At 70.5% G+C, this 18445-nt stretch carries 19 protein-coding genes; 17 read left to right on the top strand and 2 right to left on the bottom strand.

Features of this window, described 5'->3' with window-relative positions; all coding sequences use genetic code 11:
- Positions 1-151: 151 nt before the first annotated feature.
- The 10 genes from secY (at position 152) to truA (ending at position 7817) form a co-directional block, all read left to right on the top strand.
- A complete protein-coding gene (secY, locus tag ABT026_RS00735) occupies positions 152-1468 on the top strand; it encodes a preprotein translocase subunit SecY (protein ID WP_351110692.1) in 1317 nt (438 codons plus the stop codon).
- Positions 1468-2121 carry an adenylate kinase gene (locus ABT026_RS00730; RefSeq protein WP_351110690.1) on the top strand — a complete coding sequence of 218 codons (654 nt, stop codon included), beginning with the start codon at positions 1468-1470 and terminating at the stop codon, positions 2119-2121. The genes secY and ABT026_RS00730 overlap by 1 nt, the downstream gene beginning before the upstream one ends.
- Before the next feature lie 230 nt (positions 2122-2351).
- Complete coding sequence (gene map, locus ABT026_RS00725; RefSeq protein ID WP_351110688.1) at positions 2352-3191, top strand: type I methionyl aminopeptidase; 840 nt, start codon at positions 2352-2354, stop codon at positions 3189-3191.
- A 368-nt stretch (positions 3192-3559) separates the two neighbouring features.
- On the top strand, positions 3560-3781 hold the full coding sequence (infA, locus tag ABT026_RS00720; protein WP_004927214.1) for a translation initiation factor IF-1: 222 nt from the start codon (positions 3560-3562) through the stop codon (positions 3779-3781).
- Between the two features lie 75 nt (positions 3782-3856).
- Entirely contained in the window at positions 3857-3970 is a 114-nt protein-coding gene (gene rpmJ, locus ABT026_RS00715) for a 50S ribosomal protein L36 (protein ID WP_003998809.1), read from the top strand.
- 205 nt (positions 3971-4175) lie between these two features.
- Positions 4176-4556 carry a 30S ribosomal protein S13 gene (gene rpsM / locus ABT026_RS00710; RefSeq protein WP_351110686.1) on the top strand — a complete coding sequence of 127 codons (381 nt, stop codon included), beginning with the start codon at positions 4176-4178 and terminating at the stop codon, positions 4554-4556.
- 65 nt (positions 4557-4621) lie between these two features.
- Positions 4622-5026: a 30S ribosomal protein S11 gene (rpsK, locus tag ABT026_RS00705; protein ID WP_003956432.1), complete on the top strand. Its 405-nt coding sequence runs from the start codon at positions 4622-4624 to the stop codon at positions 5024-5026.
- 181 nt (positions 5027-5207) lie between these two features.
- Entirely contained in the window at positions 5208-6230 is a 1023-nt protein-coding gene (locus ABT026_RS00700) for a DNA-directed RNA polymerase subunit alpha (protein ID WP_108954799.1), read from the top strand.
- A gap of 122 nt (positions 6231-6352) precedes the next feature.
- On the top strand, positions 6353-6847 hold the full coding sequence (gene rplQ, locus ABT026_RS00695) for a 50S ribosomal protein L17 (protein ID WP_351110684.1): 495 nt from the start codon (positions 6353-6355) through the stop codon (positions 6845-6847).
- 91 nt (positions 6848-6938) lie between these two features.
- Entirely contained in the window at positions 6939-7817 is an 879-nt protein-coding gene (gene truA, locus ABT026_RS00690) for a tRNA pseudouridine(38-40) synthase TruA (RefSeq protein ID WP_351110682.1), read from the top strand.
- Between the two features lie 87 nt (positions 7818-7904).
- Here the strand turns inward: truA and ABT026_RS00685 are convergent, their stop codons facing one another.
- Entirely contained in the window at positions 7905-8783 is an 879-nt protein-coding gene (locus tag ABT026_RS00685) for a hypothetical protein (protein WP_351110680.1), read from the bottom strand.
- Between the two features lie 182 nt (positions 8784-8965).
- Here ABT026_RS00685 and ABT026_RS00680 point away from each other — a divergent pair, with 182 nt between their 5' ends.
- The 5 genes from ABT026_RS00680 to ABT026_RS00660 all read left to right on the top strand — a co-directional run bounded on the left by ABT026_RS00680 (position 8966) and on the right by ABT026_RS00660 (position 15900).
- Entirely contained in the window at positions 8966-10153 is a 1188-nt protein-coding gene (locus tag ABT026_RS00680) for a CapA family protein (RefSeq protein WP_351110678.1), read from the top strand.
- A gap of 235 nt (positions 10154-10388) precedes the next feature.
- Positions 10389-12659 carry a cache domain-containing protein gene (locus ABT026_RS00675; protein ID WP_351111006.1) on the top strand — a complete coding sequence of 757 codons (2271 nt, stop codon included), beginning with the start codon at positions 10389-10391 and terminating at the stop codon, positions 12657-12659.
- A gap of 6 nt (positions 12660-12665) precedes the next feature.
- Positions 12666-14261 carry a poly-gamma-glutamate synthase PgsB gene (pgsB, locus tag ABT026_RS00670; protein ID WP_351110676.1) on the top strand — a complete coding sequence of 532 codons (1596 nt, stop codon included), beginning with the start codon at positions 12666-12668 and terminating at the stop codon, positions 14259-14261.
- 37 nt (positions 14262-14298) lie between these two features.
- Positions 14299-14781: a poly-gamma-glutamate biosynthesis protein PgsC/CapC gene (locus ABT026_RS00665; protein ID WP_351110674.1), complete on the top strand. Its 483-nt coding sequence runs from the start codon at positions 14299-14301 to the stop codon at positions 14779-14781.
- A 42-nt stretch (positions 14782-14823) separates the two neighbouring features.
- On the top strand, positions 14824-15900 hold the full coding sequence (locus ABT026_RS00660) for a C40 family peptidase (protein ID WP_351110672.1): 1077 nt from the start codon (positions 14824-14826) through the stop codon (positions 15898-15900).
- Positions 15901-16015: 115 nt separating this feature from the next.
- Here the strand turns inward: ABT026_RS00660 and ABT026_RS00655 are convergent, their stop codons facing one another.
- Entirely contained in the window at positions 16016-16906 is an 891-nt protein-coding gene (locus tag ABT026_RS00655; protein WP_351110670.1) for a hypothetical protein, read from the bottom strand.
- A 449-nt stretch (positions 16907-17355) separates the two neighbouring features.
- On the opposite strand from ABT026_RS00655, the gene rplM reads away from it, so the two are divergent.
- On the top strand, positions 17356-17799 hold the full coding sequence (gene rplM, locus ABT026_RS00650) for a 50S ribosomal protein L13 (protein WP_108954789.1): 444 nt from the start codon (positions 17356-17358) through the stop codon (positions 17797-17799).
- A 42-nt stretch (positions 17800-17841) separates the two neighbouring features.
- Positions 17842-18354, top strand: coding sequence for a 30S ribosomal protein S9 (rpsI, locus tag ABT026_RS00645; protein WP_351110667.1), 513 nt, complete (start codon positions 17842-17844; stop codon positions 18352-18354).
- The last annotated feature ends 91 nt before the right edge of the window (positions 18355-18445 follow it).

Genomic DNA, 18445 nt, shown 5'->3' with positions numbered 1-18445 from the left:
TAAGGTGACCTCCACTGCCACCCTTCGACCAGTGCACCCGTACGGCGCACCGGGCACTCGAAGCGGCGGCTACCCGTTACATCGTTTGGTATTTGTCGATCCTCAAGACCGTCACCCTTGACGCACTTGCGCGGGGGTCGCAGGAGGCACCGTGCTCACCGCGTTCGCCCGGGCGTTCAAGACGCCCGACCTGCGCAAGAAGCTGCTCTTCACGCTCGGCATCATCGTCGTCTACCGCGTCGGTACGCATGTGCCGATTCCCGGCGTGAACTATCAGAACGTCCAGATCTGTGTGGAGCAGGCGGCCGGCAAGTCGGCCGGGCTCTTCGGTCTGGTCAACATGTTCAGCGGTGGTGCGCTGCTGCAGATCACGATCTTCGCGCTCGGCATCATGCCGTACATCACGGCGAGCATCATTCTGCAGCTGCTGACCGTCGTGATCCCGCGGCTCGAGGCCCTCAAGAAGGAGGGCCAGTCCGGCACGGCGAAGATCACGCAGTACACCCGTTACCTGACGATCGCGCTGGCCGTGCTCCAGGGCACCGGCCTGGTCGCGACGGCCCGCAGCGGCGCGCTGTTCAGCGGCTGCTCCGTCTCCGGCCAGATCGTCCCGGACCGCTCGATCTTCACCACCGTCATCATGGTCCTCACCATGACCGCCGGCACCGCCGTCGTCATGTGGCTCGGCGAGCTCGTCACCGACCGCGGCATCGGCAACGGCATGTCGATCCTGATGTTCATCTCGATCGCCGCCACCTTCCCCGCCGCCCTCTGGGCCATCAAGGAGCAGGGCTCGCTGGCCGACGGCTGGATCGAGTTCGGCACCGTGCTGCTGGTCGGCTTCGTCATGGTCGGCCTGGTGGTCTTCGTCGAGCAGGCGCAGCGCCGGATCCCCGTCCAGTACGCGAAGCGCATGATCGGCCGTCGTTCCTACGGCGGCACCTCGACGTACATCCCGCTCAAGGTGAACCAGGCCGGTGTGATCCCGGTCATCTTCGCCTCGTCGCTGCTCTACATCCCGGCGCTGGTGGCGCAGTTCTCCAGCGGCAACTCCGGCTGGAAGAGCTGGATCCAGGCTCACCTGGTGACGGGTAATGACCCGATTTACATCTCCCTGTACTTCCTGCTGATCGTCTTCTTCGCGTTCTTCTACGTGGCCATCACCTTCAACCCCGAAGAAGTGGCCGACAACATGAAGAAGTATGGTGGGTTCATCCCGGGCATCCGGGCTGGCCGACCGACCGCTGAGTACCTGAGCTACGTGCTCAACCGGATCACCTGGCCGGGTTCGCTGTACCTGGGTCTGATCGCTCTCGTGCCGACGATGGCGTTGGTTGGTTTCGGGGCAAACCAGAACTTCCCGTTCGGCGGCACCAGCATCCTGATCATCGTGGGTGTGGGCCTCGAGACGGTGAAGCAGATCGAGAGCCAGCTCCAGCAGCGCAATTACGAAGGGTTCCTCCGCTGATGCGAATCGTCCTCGTCGGGCCGCCTGGTGCTGGCAAGGGAACGCAGGCCGCGTTCCTGGCCAAGAACCTCTCCATCCCGCACATCTCCACGGGCGACCTGTTCCGGGCCAACATCGGCCAGCAGACGGAGCTGGGCAAGCTGGCGAAGTCGTACATGGACAAGGGCGAGCTGGTACCGGACGAGGTCACCATCGCGATGGCCAAGGACCGCATGGAGCAGGCGGACGCCGCGCACGGCTTCCTCCTCGACGGCTTCCCGCGCAACGTCTCGCAGGCCGAGGCGCTGGACGGGATGCTCTCCGAGAGCGGTATGAAGCTGGACGCGGTGCTGGACCTCGAGGTTCCCGAGGACGAGATCGTCAAGCGGATCGCCGGTCGGCGCATCTGCCGCAAGGACTCGGCGCACGTCTTCCACGCCACCTACAACCCGCCGAAGGCCGAGGGCGTCTGCGACGTCTGCGGTGGCGAGCTGTACCAGCGGGACGACGACACCGAGGACACGGTGCGCAAGCGCCTGGAGGTCTACCACACCCAGACCGAGCCGATCATCGACTACTACCGGGCGCAGGACCTGGTCGTGACGATCGAGGCGCTCGGCAAGGTGGACGAGGTCACGGCGCGGGCGATGTCCGCGCTGAAGGCCGGCGAGTAGGCACACCCCGCACGTCCGCACAGGGCCGCGGCTCCCCTCCGGGGGAGCCGCGGCCCTGCGTCGTGCGGGGCCGCGCCGGGCGGCGTGGTTCCGCGGGGTGGTCCGCCCGGTGCGCTCCGTGCGCACGCGGGACCGGGCTGTCACGGCCGGTGTGGGGAACACGTATCGTTGGTGGTGTACGTACAGGACGGAAATACGTCGGTCCCGGCGGAGAAAGGCCCGTAGCGCTCATGGTGCAGATCAAGACCCCGGAGCAGATCGCCAAGATGCGCGAGGCGGGGCTTGTCGTCGCCGCCGTGCACGCGGCCACCCGGGAGGCCGCGGTCCCCGGCTCCACCACGCGGGACCTGGACGAGGTGGCCCGCAAGGTCCTCGCCGAGCACGGCGCCAAGTCCAACTTCCTGGGGTACGGCGGCTTCCCCGCGACGATCTGCACCTCGGTCAACGAGGTCGTCGTCCACGGCATCCCGTCGGACGAGGTGGTCCTCAAGGACGGCGACGTCATCTCCATCGACGCCGGCGCGATCATCGACGGCTGGCACGCGGACGCCGCGTACACCTGCTTCGTGGGCTCCGGGCACCTCCCCGAGCTGCACGAGCTCTCCCGGGTGACCGAGGAGTCGATGTGGGCGGGCATCGCCGCGATGAAGCAGGGCAACCGGCTGGTCGACATCTCCCGCGCCGTCGAGACCTACATCCGCCGCCAGCCCAAGCCGGGCGGCGGCAAGTACGGCATCGTCGAGGACTACGGCGGCCACGGCATCGGCACCGAGATGCACATGGACCCGCATCTGCTGAACTACGTCGAGCGGCGCCGCGGCAAGGGCCCGAAGCTGGTCACCGGCTTCTGCCTGGCCATCGAGCCGATGGTCTCGCTGGGCACGCCGAAGACCAAGGTGCTGGCCGACGACTGGACCGTGATCACCACGGACGGCACCTGGTCCTCGCACTGGGAGCACTCGGTGGCGCTCACCGAGCAGGGCCCGCTGGTTCTCACCGCCCCCGACGCCGGCCGCGCCAAGCTGGCCGAGCTCGGCATCACGGCGGCTCCGGACCCGCTGGCCTCCTGACGGCGGCACGCCCGGCGGCCCCACCCGTCTTCCGACCGTCACCCCTGTCCCGCGGCGCCGCAAGGCCGTCCGGGCGGGGGTGCGGTGCTTCCCGGCGTCCCTCAGGCGCTGCCCCGGCGCTGCCCGGGGCCGCCCGGTGCTTGCCGGGGCTCCCGGCGCGTGCGGAGAGCGCGCCGAGGGCGTGCTGAGGACCTGCGATGCGTTTCGTCCGTCCGATCGGGCATAAGGATCACGCGGATGGGGCATTCTTCCCCGATTCGTATTTCGGGATGCCCTGACGTAGACTGACTCGTCGGCTCCCGTGCACCCGCATGTCTGTATGCGCTTCGTACGGAGTCGATCAAGGTAGTCGATTCGAAGGGCGAAGCGTGGCCAAGAAGCAAGGTGCCATCGAGATCGAGGGCACTGTCGTCGAGTCTCTGCCGAACGCCATGTTCAGGGTCGAGCTCCAGAACGGCCACCAGGTCCTGGCTCACATCAGCGGCAAGATGCGCATGCACTACATCCGCATCCTCCCTGACGACCGGGTCGTGGTGGAGCTGTCTCCGTACGACCTGACGCGTGGCCGGATCGTCTACCGGTACAAGTAGATCTGCCTGCACTCCGTGCGCCGTCCGGCTTGGGCGGTCCGCGGGTGGTGGCACTGACCCGGAGAACCTCATCCCATGAAGGTCAAGCCGAGCGTCAAGAAGATCTGCGACAAGTGCAGGGTGATCCGCCGTCACGGTCGGGTCATGGTCATCTGCGAGAACCCGCGCCACAAGCAGCGCCAGGGCTGACGCACTGACCTCCCCTCTGCTTCCGCAGAGTCTTCGCGCGACGCGAGCAACATGTCATAAGCAGGACCCGGAGCCGTTCGCACGGTTCCGACACCCCCGGTCGGAGGCCGGGGACCCGTTCCGTACCGACCCCGCGCAACAGCGGGGGACGGCGGGCGGGATCCGGTTCTGCCGCAGACCTCCGACAACCAACTGGAGCCATTGAATGGCACGCGTTTCCGGTGTCGACATCCCGCGCGAAAAGCGCGTGGAGGTCGCCCTGACCTACGTGTTCGGCATCGGCCGGACCCTCTCCCAGCAGACTCTGGCTGCCACGGGCATCGACCCCAACGTGCGGGTTCGCGACCTCTCCGAGGAGCAGCTCGTCGCGATCCGTGAGTACGTCGACGCCAACATCAAGACCGAGGGTGACCTCCGTCGCGAGATCCAGGCCGACATCCGCCGCAAGGTCGAGATCGGCTCGTACCAGGGTCTTCGTCACCGTCGTGGCCTGCCGGTCCGCGGTCAGCGCACCAGCACGAACGCTCGTACCCGCAAGGGCCCGCGTCGCGCCATCGCCGGCAAGAAGAAGCCGGGCAAGAAGTAGTCCGCAGCGGACGACTGTCCACGGTCTTCGCTGTAGGACCGACCACCTCCCGTAGGAGATAAGACATGCCCCCCAAGGGACGTCAGGGCGCTGCCAAGAAGGTGCGCCGCAAGGAAAAGAAGAACGTCGCTCACGGCCACGCGCACATCAAGAGCACGTTCAACAACACGATCGTCTCGATCACGGACCCGTCCGGCAACGTGATCTCCTGGGCCTCCGCCGGCCACGTCGGCTTCAAGGGCTCGCGCAAGTCCACCCCCTTCGCCGCGCAGATGGCCGCCGAGTCGGCCGCCCGTCGCGCGCAGGAGCACGGCATGCGCAAGGTCGACGTCTTCGTCAAGGGTCCCGGCTCCGGCCGTGAGACCGCGATCCGCTCCCTCCAGGCCACCGGCCTCGAGGTGGGTTCGATCCAGGACGTCACCCCCACCCCGCACAACGGCTGCCGTCCGCCGAAGCGTCGCCGCGTCTGATCCGCTGCCGGGTCCGCCCGGCTGTGGTTCGCGGTGGCCCGTGAGGGCTTGAGGTTCCGGGCGGTACGGACCCGAAAGGGGACGTGCCGCCCGTACCCTTGCATTACCCGCACCTCCTGTTGGGTGCGGTTCCGTCGGGCGTCAAATAGCGGGCGTCCACGAAAGAAGGATCTGACCAAGAATGCTGATCGCTCAGCGTCCCTCGTTGACCGAAGAGGTCGTCGACGAATTCCGCTCCCGGTTCGTGATCGAGCCGCTGGAGCCGGGCTTCGGCTACACCCTCGGCAACTCCCTGCGTCGTACCCTCCTGTCCTCGATCCCGGGTGCGGCGGTCACGTCCATCCGCGTCGACGGCGTGCTGCACGAGTTCACCACCGTGCCGGGCGTCAAGGAGGACGTCACCGACCTGATCCTCAACATCAAGCAGCTGGTCGTCTCCTCGGAGCACGACGAGCCGGTCGTGATGTACCTGCGCAAGCAGGGCCCGGGTCTGGTCACCGCCGCCGACATCGCCCCCCCGGCCGGTGTCGAGGTGCACAACCCCGACCTGGTTCTGGCCTCGCTGAACGGCAAGGGCAAGCTGGAGATGGAGCTGACCGTCGAGCGCGGTCGCGGCTACGTCTCCGCCGTCCAGAACAAGCAGGCCGGCCAGGAGATCGGCCGCATCCCGGTCGACTCGATCTACTCGCCGGTCCTCAAGGTCACCTACAAGGTCGAGGCGACCCGAGTCGAGCAGCGCACCGACTTCGACAAGCTGATCGTCGACGTCGAGACCAAGCAGGCCATGCGTCCGCGTGACGCCATGGCCTCGGCCGGCAAGACCCTGGTCGAGCTGTTCGGTCTGGCCCGCGAGCTCAACGTCGACGCCGAGGGCATCGACATGGGTCCGTCGCCGACGGACGCCGCCCTGGCCGCCGACCTGGCGCTGCCGATCGAGGAGCTCGAGCTCACCGTTCGGTCGTACAACTGCCTCAAGCGCGAGGGCATCCACTCCGTGGGTGAGCTCGTCGCCCGCTCCGAGGCCGACCTGCTGGACATCCGCAACTTCGGTGCGAAGTCCATCGACGAGGTCAAGGCGAAGCTGGCCGGCATGGGCCTGGCGCTCAAGGACAGCCCGCCCGGATTCGACCCGACCGCCGCCGCCGACGCCTTCGGCGCCGACGACGACTCGGACGCCGGGTTCGTCGAGACCGAGCAGTACTGAGCCCGGTCCGGCAACCGCACTTCCCGCGCCCCCTCGGGGGCGCGGGTCTCCGACGGGCGACCGCCCGCTCGGATACTGACTCCGGTACCTGATACGGCCGGAGCAGACACCTAGGAGAAGACATGCCGAAGCCCGCCAAGGGTGCCCGTCTGGGCGGCAGCGCCGCGCACGAGAAGCTGCTCCTCGCGAACCTCGCGAAGAGCCTCTTCGAGCACGGCCGCATCACCACCACGGAGACGAAGGCGCGCCGTCTGCGCCCGTACGCCGAGCGTCTGATCACCAAGGCGAAGAAGGGCGACCTTCACAACCGCCGCCAGGTGCTCTCGGTGATCACGGACAAGAGCATCGTCCACACGCTCTTCACCGAGATCGGCCCGCGCTACGAGAACCGCCCCGGTGGTTACACGCGCATCACCAAGATCGGTAACCGCCGTGGCGACAACGCGCCCATGGCCGTCATCGAGCTGGTCGAGGCCCTGACCGTGGCCCAGCAGGCCACCGGTGAGGCCGAGGCCGCCACCAAGCGCGCCGTCAAGGAGGACGAGGCCAAGCAGGCCGAGACCACCGAGACGAACGAGGCTGCCGAGGCTCCGGCCGAAGAGTCCAAGGACGCCTGATACGGCGACCCTGGCTGACGCCTTCTGAGAGCGGGCCCGCCCTTCTGGGGTGGGCCCGCTTTCGCATGCCGGTACCTGAGAGGATCGAAGGGTGAGCGACGAAGTACAGCCCGGGTTCGTCCGGGTGCGCCTTGACCTGTCCTACGACGGCACAGACTTCCACGGCTGGGCCAAGCAGGCCGGCGGGAAGCGGACCGTGCAGGGCGAGATCGAGGACGCGCTGCGCACGGTGACCCGGTCGCGGGACACCACGTACGAGCTGACCGTGGCCGGCCGTACCGACGCCGGGGTGCACGCCCGGGGCCAGGTCGCGCACGTGGACCTGCCCGAGGCGCTGTGGGCCGAGCACCGGGAGAAGCTGCTCAAGCGGCTCGCCGGCCGGCTCTCGCGCGACGTGCGGATCTGGTCGGCCGTCGAGGCGCCCGCCGGTTTCAACGCGCGGTTCTCGGCGATCTGGCGCCGCTACGCCTACCGCGTCACCGACGCCGCCGGCGGCGTGGACCCGCTGCTGCGGGGGCACGTGCTGTGGCACGACTGGCCGCTGGACGTCGCCGCGATGAACGAGGCCGCCAAGGCGCTGCTGGGCGAGCACGACTTCGCCGCGTACTGCAAGAAGCGGGAGGGGGCGACCACCATCCGCACCCTTCAGGAGCTGAGCCTGGTGCGCGGCGACGACGGGATCGTCACCGCGACGGTGCGGGCGGACGCGTTCTGCCACAACATGGTGCGCTCGCTGATCGGCGCCCTGCTGTTCGTCGGGGACGGGCACCGGCCGGTGGAGTGGCCGGGGAAGGTGCTGGCCGCGGGCGTGCGGGACTCCGCGGTGCACGTGGTGCGGCCGCACGGCCTGACGCTGGAGGAGGTCGGCTACCCGGCCGACGACCAGCTCGCCGCGCGCAACCTCGCCGCCCGCAACCGGCGCACGCTGCCGGGCGCCGCGGCGGTCGAGGGCTGCGTCACCTGCGACTGAGCCGGACCCCGGGGCGGGGACCGAGCCGGATCCCGGGGCCGTGACCGAGCCGGTCCCCGGGGCCGTCGGCCGCGGCGGGGGAGCGGCTCACGCGTCGGCCCAGCCGCTGAGCAGCTCTCCGAGGGCCTGGCGGACCTCGTCGGCGTGCCGGCCCTCGGGCCGGCGCAGCTCGCGGTCGAGTTCCAGGTGGACGAAGTCGACGTGCTGGCGCTGCGCCGCCCGGCCCTGGACGTTGCCGGTGCCCTCCAGGGGGCAGCGCGCCGCCCAGCCCCGGCAGACCCGTACGCCCTCGGCGCCGAGCCGGTCGGCCAGGCCGGTCATCTCGGGCAGCGCCCGCTGGCCGCGGCCGGTGGAGAGGACGGCGTCGTAGCGGCGGCCTTCGCCGCCGGAGGCGAAGCCGTGGAGCTGGAGGCCGGGGACGCCGCGCTCCTGGAGCTGGAGCACGATCGTGTGGAAGACGCTGTCCTCCCGGTGGGCCACGTCCGCGGCGCCGTCGCTTCCGGCCTGGCGGTGGGATCCGGCCACCACCAGCGCGCCGGCCCGTCCGGACTCCAGCAGGCCAACGCCGAGGCGTTCGGTGTCGCGGTCGGCCACCGGGTGCGGCACCTGGACGCTCCACCGGGGGGCGGCGCCCGCGTGCAGGTAGAGGCGGCCCCAGTGCTGGGCGTCGCCGCGGCCGGCCGCGGCGATCTCGTCGTACTTGTGGCCGGTGGCGGAGTCGGTCAGCCGGGTGACCCGGAAGCCGGCCTCGCCGAGCGGCCCGGCCGCCTCGTCCAGTCGGTTGTCGAGGACCAGGTCGACGCCACGGGCCAACCGGTCGCGGGCGGCGGCGTCCGGCGGGGAGTAGTCGCCGGCCGGGTCGAAGCCGTCCGTCCAGGACAGGACGTGGTCCCGCAGGTCCACCTCGCGCTGGGCGAAGGGGAGGCGCCCGGAGGCGTCGGGGGCGGGCTCGGCGTGGCATGCCACCGTCAGTGCCGGTAGCGCGAGGAGCAGGACGGGCAGGGCCAGACCGGACCGTCGTCCCCACCTGGGCCGCCTGCGAAAAAGTGACAAGCTTGTGATCGCTTTTTGCAGGATTGGTGTAGGCGCCATGTGAGCATGAAACGGTGGCATTTCCTCATCCTCTCCGAGTCGGCGGCGCACGCCGTGTGATCCGCGCGGTTCTGGCACTGGTCACGGTGGCGGCCTTCGCCGCCGCCTGTGGCACGGCCGACGCCTCCTCGGAGCCCAAGGCGGGCGGCCGGTCCTTCACCGTGGCGGCCGCCGGCGACATCCTGATCCACCCCGAACTGATCGACCAGGCGGCCAAGGACGCCGAGGCGACCGGTGAGGGGAGGGCCGGGCTGGACTTCGGTCCGATGCTGGCCGGCGTCGAGCCGGTCGTCAGCGCCGCCGACCTGGCCATCTGCCACATGGAGACCCCCGTGGCGGGCCCCAAGGGCCCCTTCGAAGGCTATCCGGAGTTCCTGGTGCCCCCGCAGGTCCTGAGCACGCTCAAGGATGTCGGGTACGACACCTGCTCCACGGCGTCCAACCACACCTTCGACCACGGTATGTCCGGCGTGCGGCGCACCCTGGACGCGATGGACGAGGTCGGTCTCGGTCACACGGGTTCCGCCCGGACCGAGAAGGAGTCCCGGCGGATCCGCATGGTGGAGGTCAAGGGCGTCAAGGTCGCCCACCTCTCGTACTCGTGGGAGTCCTTCGTCCATCCCCGGCCGGGGAAGCGGGAGTGGGTGCTCGACGTCACCGACGCCGAGGCCGTCCGGAGCGCCGAGGAGCGTGCCCGGGAAGCCGGCGCCGAGGTGGTGATCCTCTCCGTGCACTGGGGCGCCGAGTACTTCAACGAACCCAGCGCCGCGCAGGTCCGGTTCGCCGAGTGGGTCACCGAGGAGACGGGCGTCGACCTGGTCATCGGTCACCACTCCCACGTGGTGCAGCCCATTCAGAAGGTGAACGGGACCTGGGTCGCTTTCAGCCTCGGCAATCAGATCGCCCGGCACTCCACCCCCGCGGGGATCACGGAGGAAGGGGTGATCGGCTGGTTCGAGTTCCGGGAGACCGAGAGTGGCTGGGACGTCCGGGCCCGCTACGCCCCGACGCTGGTCGAGGTGCCCGGTGAGGAACAGCCGGACGTGAAGCCCCCGGCGGACGCGGTCGTCGACCACCGTGTGATCGACGTGCTGGCGGCACTGGAGAGCCCGCAGGACCTCTCCGAGGAACGCCTGGCCCGCTACCGCCTGGCCGAGGAACGCACCCGTGGCTTCGTCTACAACCGTGGCGCGCCCGGTGGGGACGGCCTCGAGCCGCTGTCCCCCGAGGGGCGACGCGCGTAGCTCTGTGACGCGAACCACAGCTTCTGCGCACGTTCGCCTACAACCCTGGACTCGTCCGTCGAGTCATGACATGTGCGGTGCCGTGACGTTTACGCGTCCATGACGTTGTCCCCGACGTTTCCGATCAGGTGCTGCTTCATTTGTGGAACCTGGAGAGGTAATGCCGGTGAGAACGGCCGACGAGGCCGCCGTCCGGGGCGCCGCGCCCCGGCACAGAAGCCGCAGGCGGCAGGACATGCCGCTGCTCGGAGGCATCCGGCCGCCGATCGCGCTGCTGTTCGTGCTGGTGCTCGCGGTGGCCGGCATCACCGCCGGTGTGCTGGGCCGTGCCGCCGAGCCCTCGGTCTCCAAGGGTGTACTCGCCTCGCAGCAGCACTTCGCGGAGGACGGCGCGATCGCGCTGCGGGCCTCGATCGACGAGCGCGTCACCGACCTGCGGCGTACGGCCGCCGCGCTGAACGCCGCGGACCCCGTCGAGCCGGAACGCGTCCTGTCCGACCTCGGCCGGACCTATCAGAAGTGGACCGGCACGAGCGTCGTCGACGTGCGGAGCGGGAAGGTGCTGGCCTCCCGAGGAGAAACGATTCCTCTCGGGTGGCTGGACAAGGAGGTGCTCACCGGCGAGCACGCCCTCACCCCGCGCATGGTGCGCCTGGAGAGCGGCGACGTCCGGCTGATGAGCATGGTCGTCCTCGAATGGAAGGACCGTCCGCAGCAGCTTCTCCTGGCCTCCAACAGCGTCGCCGTGCCGTCCGTCAGCATGGGGCCGTTCCGCACCATGGCAGTCGTCGCGGCCGACGGCGAGATCCTCTCGACGTCGGGCTTCGAGCAGCCCGAGGCGCTGCGCTCCGACAAGGAGCGCGAGGAGCTCGCCTTCCTCCAGAAGCAGATGGCCGACTTCGCCGCGCGGGCCGTCACGGCTGCCGAGCAGAGCGCGGTCAGCTCCAAGGAGCCCGGTTCCCGCGGCTACACCGGGGTCAGCGGCGCCCTCACCGGCGGCGAGTACAGCGGCCGTCTCGCCACCGCCGGCTACGCCTCCCTCGCCTCCTCCGACCCGGACCAGAAGAAGAGCGTGGGCGCGGGGCTCGGGCTGAGCGTCGTCGCCATGCTGCCGGTGGTGGAGGAGGCCGCCCTCGGCGGCGACCGGGGCTTCTACGGTCTGCTCGCGGCCGGTGCGCTGGTGCTGCTCGGCCTGCTCGCGGTGGCCGTGCTCTGGGGCACCATCCAGCGCCCTCTGATCAGGCTGTTCCTCGAGTCCCGGCGGCTCGCCCGCGGCGACCTCGCCCGGCCCGTCACCGCGCCCCGGTGGGGTGAGGCGGCCAGGATCGGCGCGGCGCTCGAACGCGTCCGTGTCCAGCTCGGCGGCGCGCCCACCACCGAGGCCGCCGCCGTCTCCCGCACCGCCAGGATCGGGGTGCGGGTCCCGCTGGCCGTGACCGCCGTGCTGCTGCTCCTGTGGTGCCTCCCGGTCGGCCTGCTGCTCAACCGCACCGACGACTCGGTCAGCGTGCCCGCCTCACTCGTCAACGACCAGCGCGACCGCACCGACCTGCTCTCCGACCGGGTGCGCCGCGCGCTCAACGAGTCCCACGCCGACGTGGTCTCCACCGCCCGCCTGATCGGCGGCCGCGAGGACGTCTCCCCGGCCGCGCTCGACGCGCTGCTCGAGGACGCCCTGCGCGACCACGGCCGCTACGACTCCCTCTACGTCACCGACGCCGGGGGCAAGGTCCTCGCCCACGCGGGCGACGAGCCCTCCGCGGCCTGGAAGGACGGCAGGAAGCTGCCGCCGATCCGGGTCACCGGCGACGGCGGCTCGATCCCCGTCGTCCAGGCCGGCTCCGCCGTGCCCGAGCACGACGGGCTCACCCTGGTCGGTGAGGTGCGCGTCCAGTTCCTGGGTTCGCTGCTGAACCGGCCGGGTCTGGGCACCGTCCGCGTCGTCGACGCCGAGGGCCGCACCCTCGCCTCCAACAAGGGCTTCCTCGCCTTCGAGCGACTCCCCGACGAGTCCCTCACCGACCTCGTGCGGGCCGGGAACCTCCGGGTCGGCGCCGGACCGGTGGAGAACGGCCTGCTGCTGCGCGAGGGCGGTTCGGTCACCGTCGCCGCCGCGGCCCCCTTCTCCGGCGGCGGCGTCGCCTCCGACATCGGCTGGACCGTGGTGAGCTGGCAGGACGCCGACAAGCTCCAGACGGCGCCCTCCCAGCTCGAGGACCGCAGCGTGCTGGCCGGGATCCTCGGCCTCGCCGCGATCGTGGTCTGCCTGGGCTGGACCCATCTGGTGGTGGCCAGGCCGCTGCGCGACCTCGCGGCCGCCGCCGAGCGGCTCGCGGACGGCGACCACAAGGCCGTCCTCTACCCGCGCTACCACGACGAGGTCGGAGCGGTGGTGCGCAGCCTGGAGCTGCTCCGCCAGCAGCTCCAGGTCCTCCGCCGCAACGAGGCGCTGCGCCAGGCGGCCGGGGCCGCCCCCGCCTCCCCGCCCCGTACCCGAGGAATGTGATCAGCGGTGCTCTACCTGTACTTCGTGCTGCTCGCGGGCTGCGTCGTGCTGTTCGTCGCGGGTGTCGTGGAGCAGCGCCGGCACTACGCCGCCCTGCACAGCATCCAGGCCCGGGTGCTGGTCAACGGCATCCGCGGCAAGTCGTCGATCACCCGCCTGTGCGCGGGCGCGCTGCGCGGCGGCGACCTGGTGACCGTCGCCAAGACCACCGGCACGGCCGCCCGCTTCATCCACCCGGACGCCACCGAGGAGCCGGTCTACCGCAAGTTCGGCATCGCCAACGTGGTGGAACAGATCGGCATCGTGCGGCGGGCCGCCGCCTACCGGCCGGACGCCCTGGTCATCGAGTGCATGGCGGTCATGCCCGCCCTGCAGGAGGTCAACCAGAGCAAGCTGATCCGCTCCACCATCGGCGTGCTGTGCAACGTGCGTGAGGACCACCTCGCGGAGATGGGCCCCACCCTGGACGACGTGGCCCGCTCGCTGTGCCGGTCGATGCCGGAGAACGGCATCTGCGTGACCGCCGAGCGGGACCGGTTCGACATCCTCCAGGAGGAGGCCGACGCCAGGAACTGCGAGCTGGTCTACGCGGACCCGGAGACCGTCACCGACGAGGAACTGCGCGGCTTCAGCTGGTTCACCTTCAAGGAGAACGTGGCGATCGCGCTGGTCGTCGCGGAGCTCCTCGGCGTGGAGCGGCAGGTGGCTCTCCAGGGCATGTACGACGCGCCGCCGGACCCGGGCGTGCTCTCCGTGGAGCGCTACGTCACGCCCGAGGGCAAGCGCCTCGCCTTCGGCAACGTCTTCGCGGCCAACGACCCCGAGTCGACGCTGATGAACATCAACCAGCTCCTCGACCTCGGCGCCATCCACCGTCCGCTGAACGTGGTGATCAACTGCCGTCCGGACCGGGTGGAGCGCAACGGGCAGATGGGCGAGATCATCCCCGACCTGGCGCCGGACAACGTGTTCGTCATCGGGCACCCCTCGAAGAGCGCCATCGACGCGATCCCCGCCGAGTGGCGGGACCGCGCGGTGGACCTGGGCGGCGACCGCCGCCCGGGCGAGGAGTTCATGCCGCTGCTGCTGGAGCGGCTGCCGGCCGACTCCTCGCTGGTCTCCATCGGCAACATCCACGGCCAGGGCGAGGAACTGCTCGAGTACCTCGCCGAGCTGCCGTCCGACGACTCGCCTGCTGCCGGAGCCGTGGCCGAAGGGGGTCCGGCCGGTGGCGCCGTCCCCGGCAGCCCGGTCGCCGGTGGCTTCGCGGGTGACGTCCACGGGGCCGGTGGCGGCTTCGCGCCGGGCGGTCACGCGGGCTTCGCGGCGGGCGGACGCGGCGGGGACGGCGCCGCGACGGACGGCTCCACGGTGGACGCCTTCGCCGACGCCGGTTACACCGGCGGCTACACGGCGGGCGGCTACCCCGGCGCGCAGGCCGAGCACCTCGACCCGTACGCCGCCTACCCGCAGGCCGTGGAGGAGCGCTACCAGGCGTCGCGCACCCAGGAGATCCCGGTGGTCCGGCCGCCGGCCCCGCCGGCCGGCCCCGGGCCCGACGACTGGCCGGACCCGTGGCCCGACCGGTCGCCCCGCTCCTGACCGCCCGCCCTCAGCCCCCGCTTCCCGGAGACCTCCCGTGACCACCGCGACCCTCACCCCGGAGATGGCCGCCCTCGGCATCGCCATCGGCCTCTTCTTCTCCCTGCTGTGCTACCTGACCACCAACCTCTCGCCCGGCGGCATGATCACCCCCGGCTGGATCGCCCTCACCCTGATCGAGGACCTCCAGCGCGCCGCCATGGTGGTCGGCGTCACCGCCCTCACCTACGCCGGCACCAAGGTGATGCAGCGGCTGGTGATCCTCTACGGCAAGCGGCTGTTCGCGGCCGTCGTGCTCCTCGGCGTGCTGCTCCAGGGCACCGTGATGATCGTCCTCTCGCTCGAGTTCCCGCTGATGTACGGCAACCAGACGCTCGGCTTCATCGTGCCCGGCCTGGTCGCCTACCAGCTCGTCCGCCAGCCCAAGGGGGCCACCCTGCTGGCCACCGGCACCGTCTCGCTGATGGCGTACATCGCCGTCGCCGCCGGACTGCTGCTCGGCGTCATGCCGGCCGTCTGACCCGGCCCGTCACCGACAACCCGTCTCAGGAAGGAACGAACGATGGCAGCCAGGAAGAAGTCGCGCCCCGTCGTCTCCGCGCTGGTGGTGTCGGCGCTGGTGCTGACCTCCGGCTATCTCACCGTGGAACTGCGCAAGAAGGACGAGCGGGCGGTCACCGAGATCGTCAACGTCGGCGTGCTGGACGGCGGCGGCGAGTCCTCCGGTCCCCAGGACAAGGGGGAGGAGAGCTGGTCGCGGCTGGAGAACCCGGCCCGGTCGGTGCTGTACGGCGCCGACGGCAAGGTGAAGGCCGTCCTCACCGACGGCGCCCGCACCGCCACGCTCACCGGTCCCGCCCGCACCTTCGCCGAGCCGTCGTCCACCAGCTCCAAGGTCTCCACCACCGACTGGGTGCGGCTGATGCCCGAGCCGTGGAAGAAGGGCGCGGAGAAGAAGGCGTGGTTCAAGGAGTGGTACGCCGAGTGGGAGGACAGCGAGAAGGACGACCTGTTCGCCTACGCCTTCCAGTACGTGGCGGGGGCGAAGCAGAAGAAGGACGCGCAAGGCCTCGTCTACGCCGGTGACGCGGACTTCGGACCGCTGAACACCACCGGCGCGGAGGGCGGCGACCTCCGCCTGGAGCAGTCCGACTTCTACGACTACCTCGGCATCCCCTACACCTTCCGGGACGGCGGGGCGGGCGTGCCGGAGGCGATGCGGCTGCGGGCGCTGGACTGCTCGGGCTTCATGCGGATGGTCCTCGGCTATCGCGCCCGGTACCCGTTGCGCTCGGCGGACGGCGTCGGCGACGGGCTGCCGCGTACCGCCAACGGGATGGCCCGTTCCGACGAGGGCGCCGACGTGCTGCCGCTGACCGGTGTCACGGCCGACCACCGGCCCACCGGCGTCGACCAGCTCCAGCCCGGCGACCTGGTCTTCTTCAAGCTCGACCAGCGCACGGGGGAGCGGCTCGACCACGTCGGCATGGTGCTCGGCTACGACACCGAGGGGCACCTGATCTTCGTGTCCAGCCGCGAGGAGGTCAACGGGCCGACGATCGGCGACGTCGGCGGCGTCTCCCGCCTGGACGGCAACGGCTACTACGCCAAGACGCTGCGCAGCGCCAAGCGCCTCTGACCCGCGGTGGGACCCGCGACCTGCCTGGGGCCGGGGACCTGCCCGGGGCCCGCGGACTGCCGGGCCCCCGGTGGGCGGGCCCGGCCGGCGGGCCCGGGGCCGCGGGTCCCCGGGGTCAGGAGGCGGGGGCCGCGGTGGCCTGGGCCTCGCCGCGGCCGTGGATCCGCTGGAAGGCGTAGTGGGCGAGGTGGTCGCCCGCGTCGAACGCCTTCCTGGCCTCCGGGGTGACGTTCTTGCCGTTGGTGAAGCCGGTGATGGTGAAGTAGGCGTACCGGCCGTAGGAGTTGATCGTCGTGCGGCAGACCGCGCCGTCGCAGAACGGCTTCACGCCCTTGCCGTCCAGCGGCTCGATGATGGCGCTGCGGTCCGCCTGGCCGCGGGCGGCCGTGGCGTCCTCGGCGGTGTCGAAGACGGCGACGCCGACGGTGACGGCCACGCCGTCACGGGTGTAGGTGGCGCGCAGCAGCTTCGTGCAGCCGTTGTCGTTCAGCACCTTCGGCAGGGTGTGCTGGGCGGCGGACGCGCAGTCGGCGGTCTCCGCGGACGGGCCCTTCACGTACTCGGCCTTGCCGAGCGGCAGCTTCTGGCCGGCCTTGCCGGGGAACAGCCCGTCGGCGGAGAGCGGGGCGGTGTCCTTGCGGGAGTCGGCCAGGATCTCCTCGGGGTCCAGCGGCGGAGGCGCGCTGGTCGGGTCGAACGACGGGGTGCCGGTGGAGGCCGACGCGCCGGAGCCGCCGTTCGGCGTGGGGGAGTCCCCTCCGCGCGTCAGGAGGACGGCGGTGACGGCGCCGCCCGCGACGACCACCGCGGCGACGGCGGCCGCGAGGATGCGGCGGCGCCTGCTCTTCGCGGCCGAGGCCTCGGCCAGGGCCTCCCAGTCGGGTCCCTGCGAGCCGCCGGAGCCGCCCTGCGACCAGGGCTGCGGAGCGACGGCGTTCGGCTGCTGCGATTGAGGCGTCCAAGGGTCCCACTGCTGTGGCCCAGGCCCCCCCTGCCCATTACTCATGCCGCGCATCCTAGGCCCTGTCCGGCGGACCATGCCGTGGGGTGCGGGGCCCGGCACGCGCATCTGCGGCGTTGTCGTCGGTCAACGACGCTCCGCGTCGCTTCCCTCCTCCGCCTTGCATCTGCACGCACCGGACCCCGCACCCGCCCCGGCTCAAGCCGTGCGGCGTCGCGGTACACGGCATGATCCGCCGGACAGGCCCTTACGGGCCCCCCTCGTGGCCGTGCAGGGCGGGCGTTTTGACCCGTGGGCGGGGCGGAGGGTAGCCTGCATGTTCGTTGTGTATTGGCTTGCTCATTCTCACGGGACGGGCCCTTACACCGGTCGACCGGGCCGATGACCAGCGACCTGCACGCGGTATGCGTCACCGCAGTGCGGTCAGGGCTGTCGTGATCGCTTCGGTGACCTTGTCTAGGACCATTCACTGAAGATAGCGAAGGCTACGAACCGTGCGTACGTTCAGCCCCAAGCCCGGCGATATCACCCGCCAGTGGCACGTCATTGACGCCCAGGACGTCGTCCTCGGCCGTCTGGCGTCCACCGCCGCCTCCATCCTGCGGGGCAAGCACAAGCCGATCTACGCCCCCCACGTTGACACCGGTGACTTCGTCATCATCATCAACGCGGACAAGGTGCACCTGTCCGGCAACAAGAAGACCCAGAAGATGGCGTACCGCCACTCCGGCTACCCGGGCGGTCTGCGTTCGGTTCGTTACGACGAGCTGCTCGCGAAGAACCCGGAGAAGGCCATCGAGAAGGCCGTCAAGGGCATGCTTCCCAAGAACACCCTGGGCCGTCAGATGCTCTCCAAGCTGAAGGTCTACTCGGGCGAGAACCACCCGCACGCTGCCCAGCAGCCGGTTCCGTTCGAGATCACCCAGGTCGCGCAGTAAGTACGGCCACCCCCTAAGCCTGAAGAGAATCTGAGGAGAATCGTGGCCGAGACCACTGCCGAGCAGCCGCTCGAAGAGCTTGACATCGACAGCTACACCACCGAGTCCGAGGCCCCCGTCGAGGGTGAGTACACCTCGGAGTCCATGGCCTCCCGCTTCGGCGAGCCCCAGCCGGCCGCCGGCCTGGGCCGTCGCAAGAACGCCATCGCCCGCGTCCGGATCGTTCCGGGCACCGGCAAGTGGAAGATCAACGGTCGCACCCTCGAGGACTACTTCCCGAACAAGGTGCACCAGCAGGAAGTCAACGAGCCCTTCAAGGTGCTCGAGCTCGAGGGCCGCTACGACGTCATCGCCCGCATCGCGGGTGGCGGCGTCTCCGGTCAGGCCGGTGCGCTCCGTCTGGGTGTCGCCCGTGCGCTGAACGAGGCGGACGTCGACAACAACCGCGGTGCGCTGAAGAAGGCGGGCTTCCTGAGCCGCGACGCGCGTGCCGTCGAGCGCAAGAAGGCCGGTCTGAAGAAGGCCCGCAAGGCGCCGCAGTACAGCAAGCGCTAAATCCGGCGCTGCCCGTACGTACGGCAGGCCCGCGGTACGTCCGAACGCCCCGGCGGCACTCACTTTGTGCCGCCGGGGCGTTCGTTTATCG

The organism is Streptomyces sp. NPDC002734 (assembly GCF_040295685.1).
GTDB lineage: Bacteria > Actinomycetota > Actinomycetes > Streptomycetales > Streptomycetaceae > Streptomyces.
The sequence above is the reverse complement of the archived record's forward strand: the minus strand, read 5'-3'. Positions and strand labels throughout refer to the sequence as shown.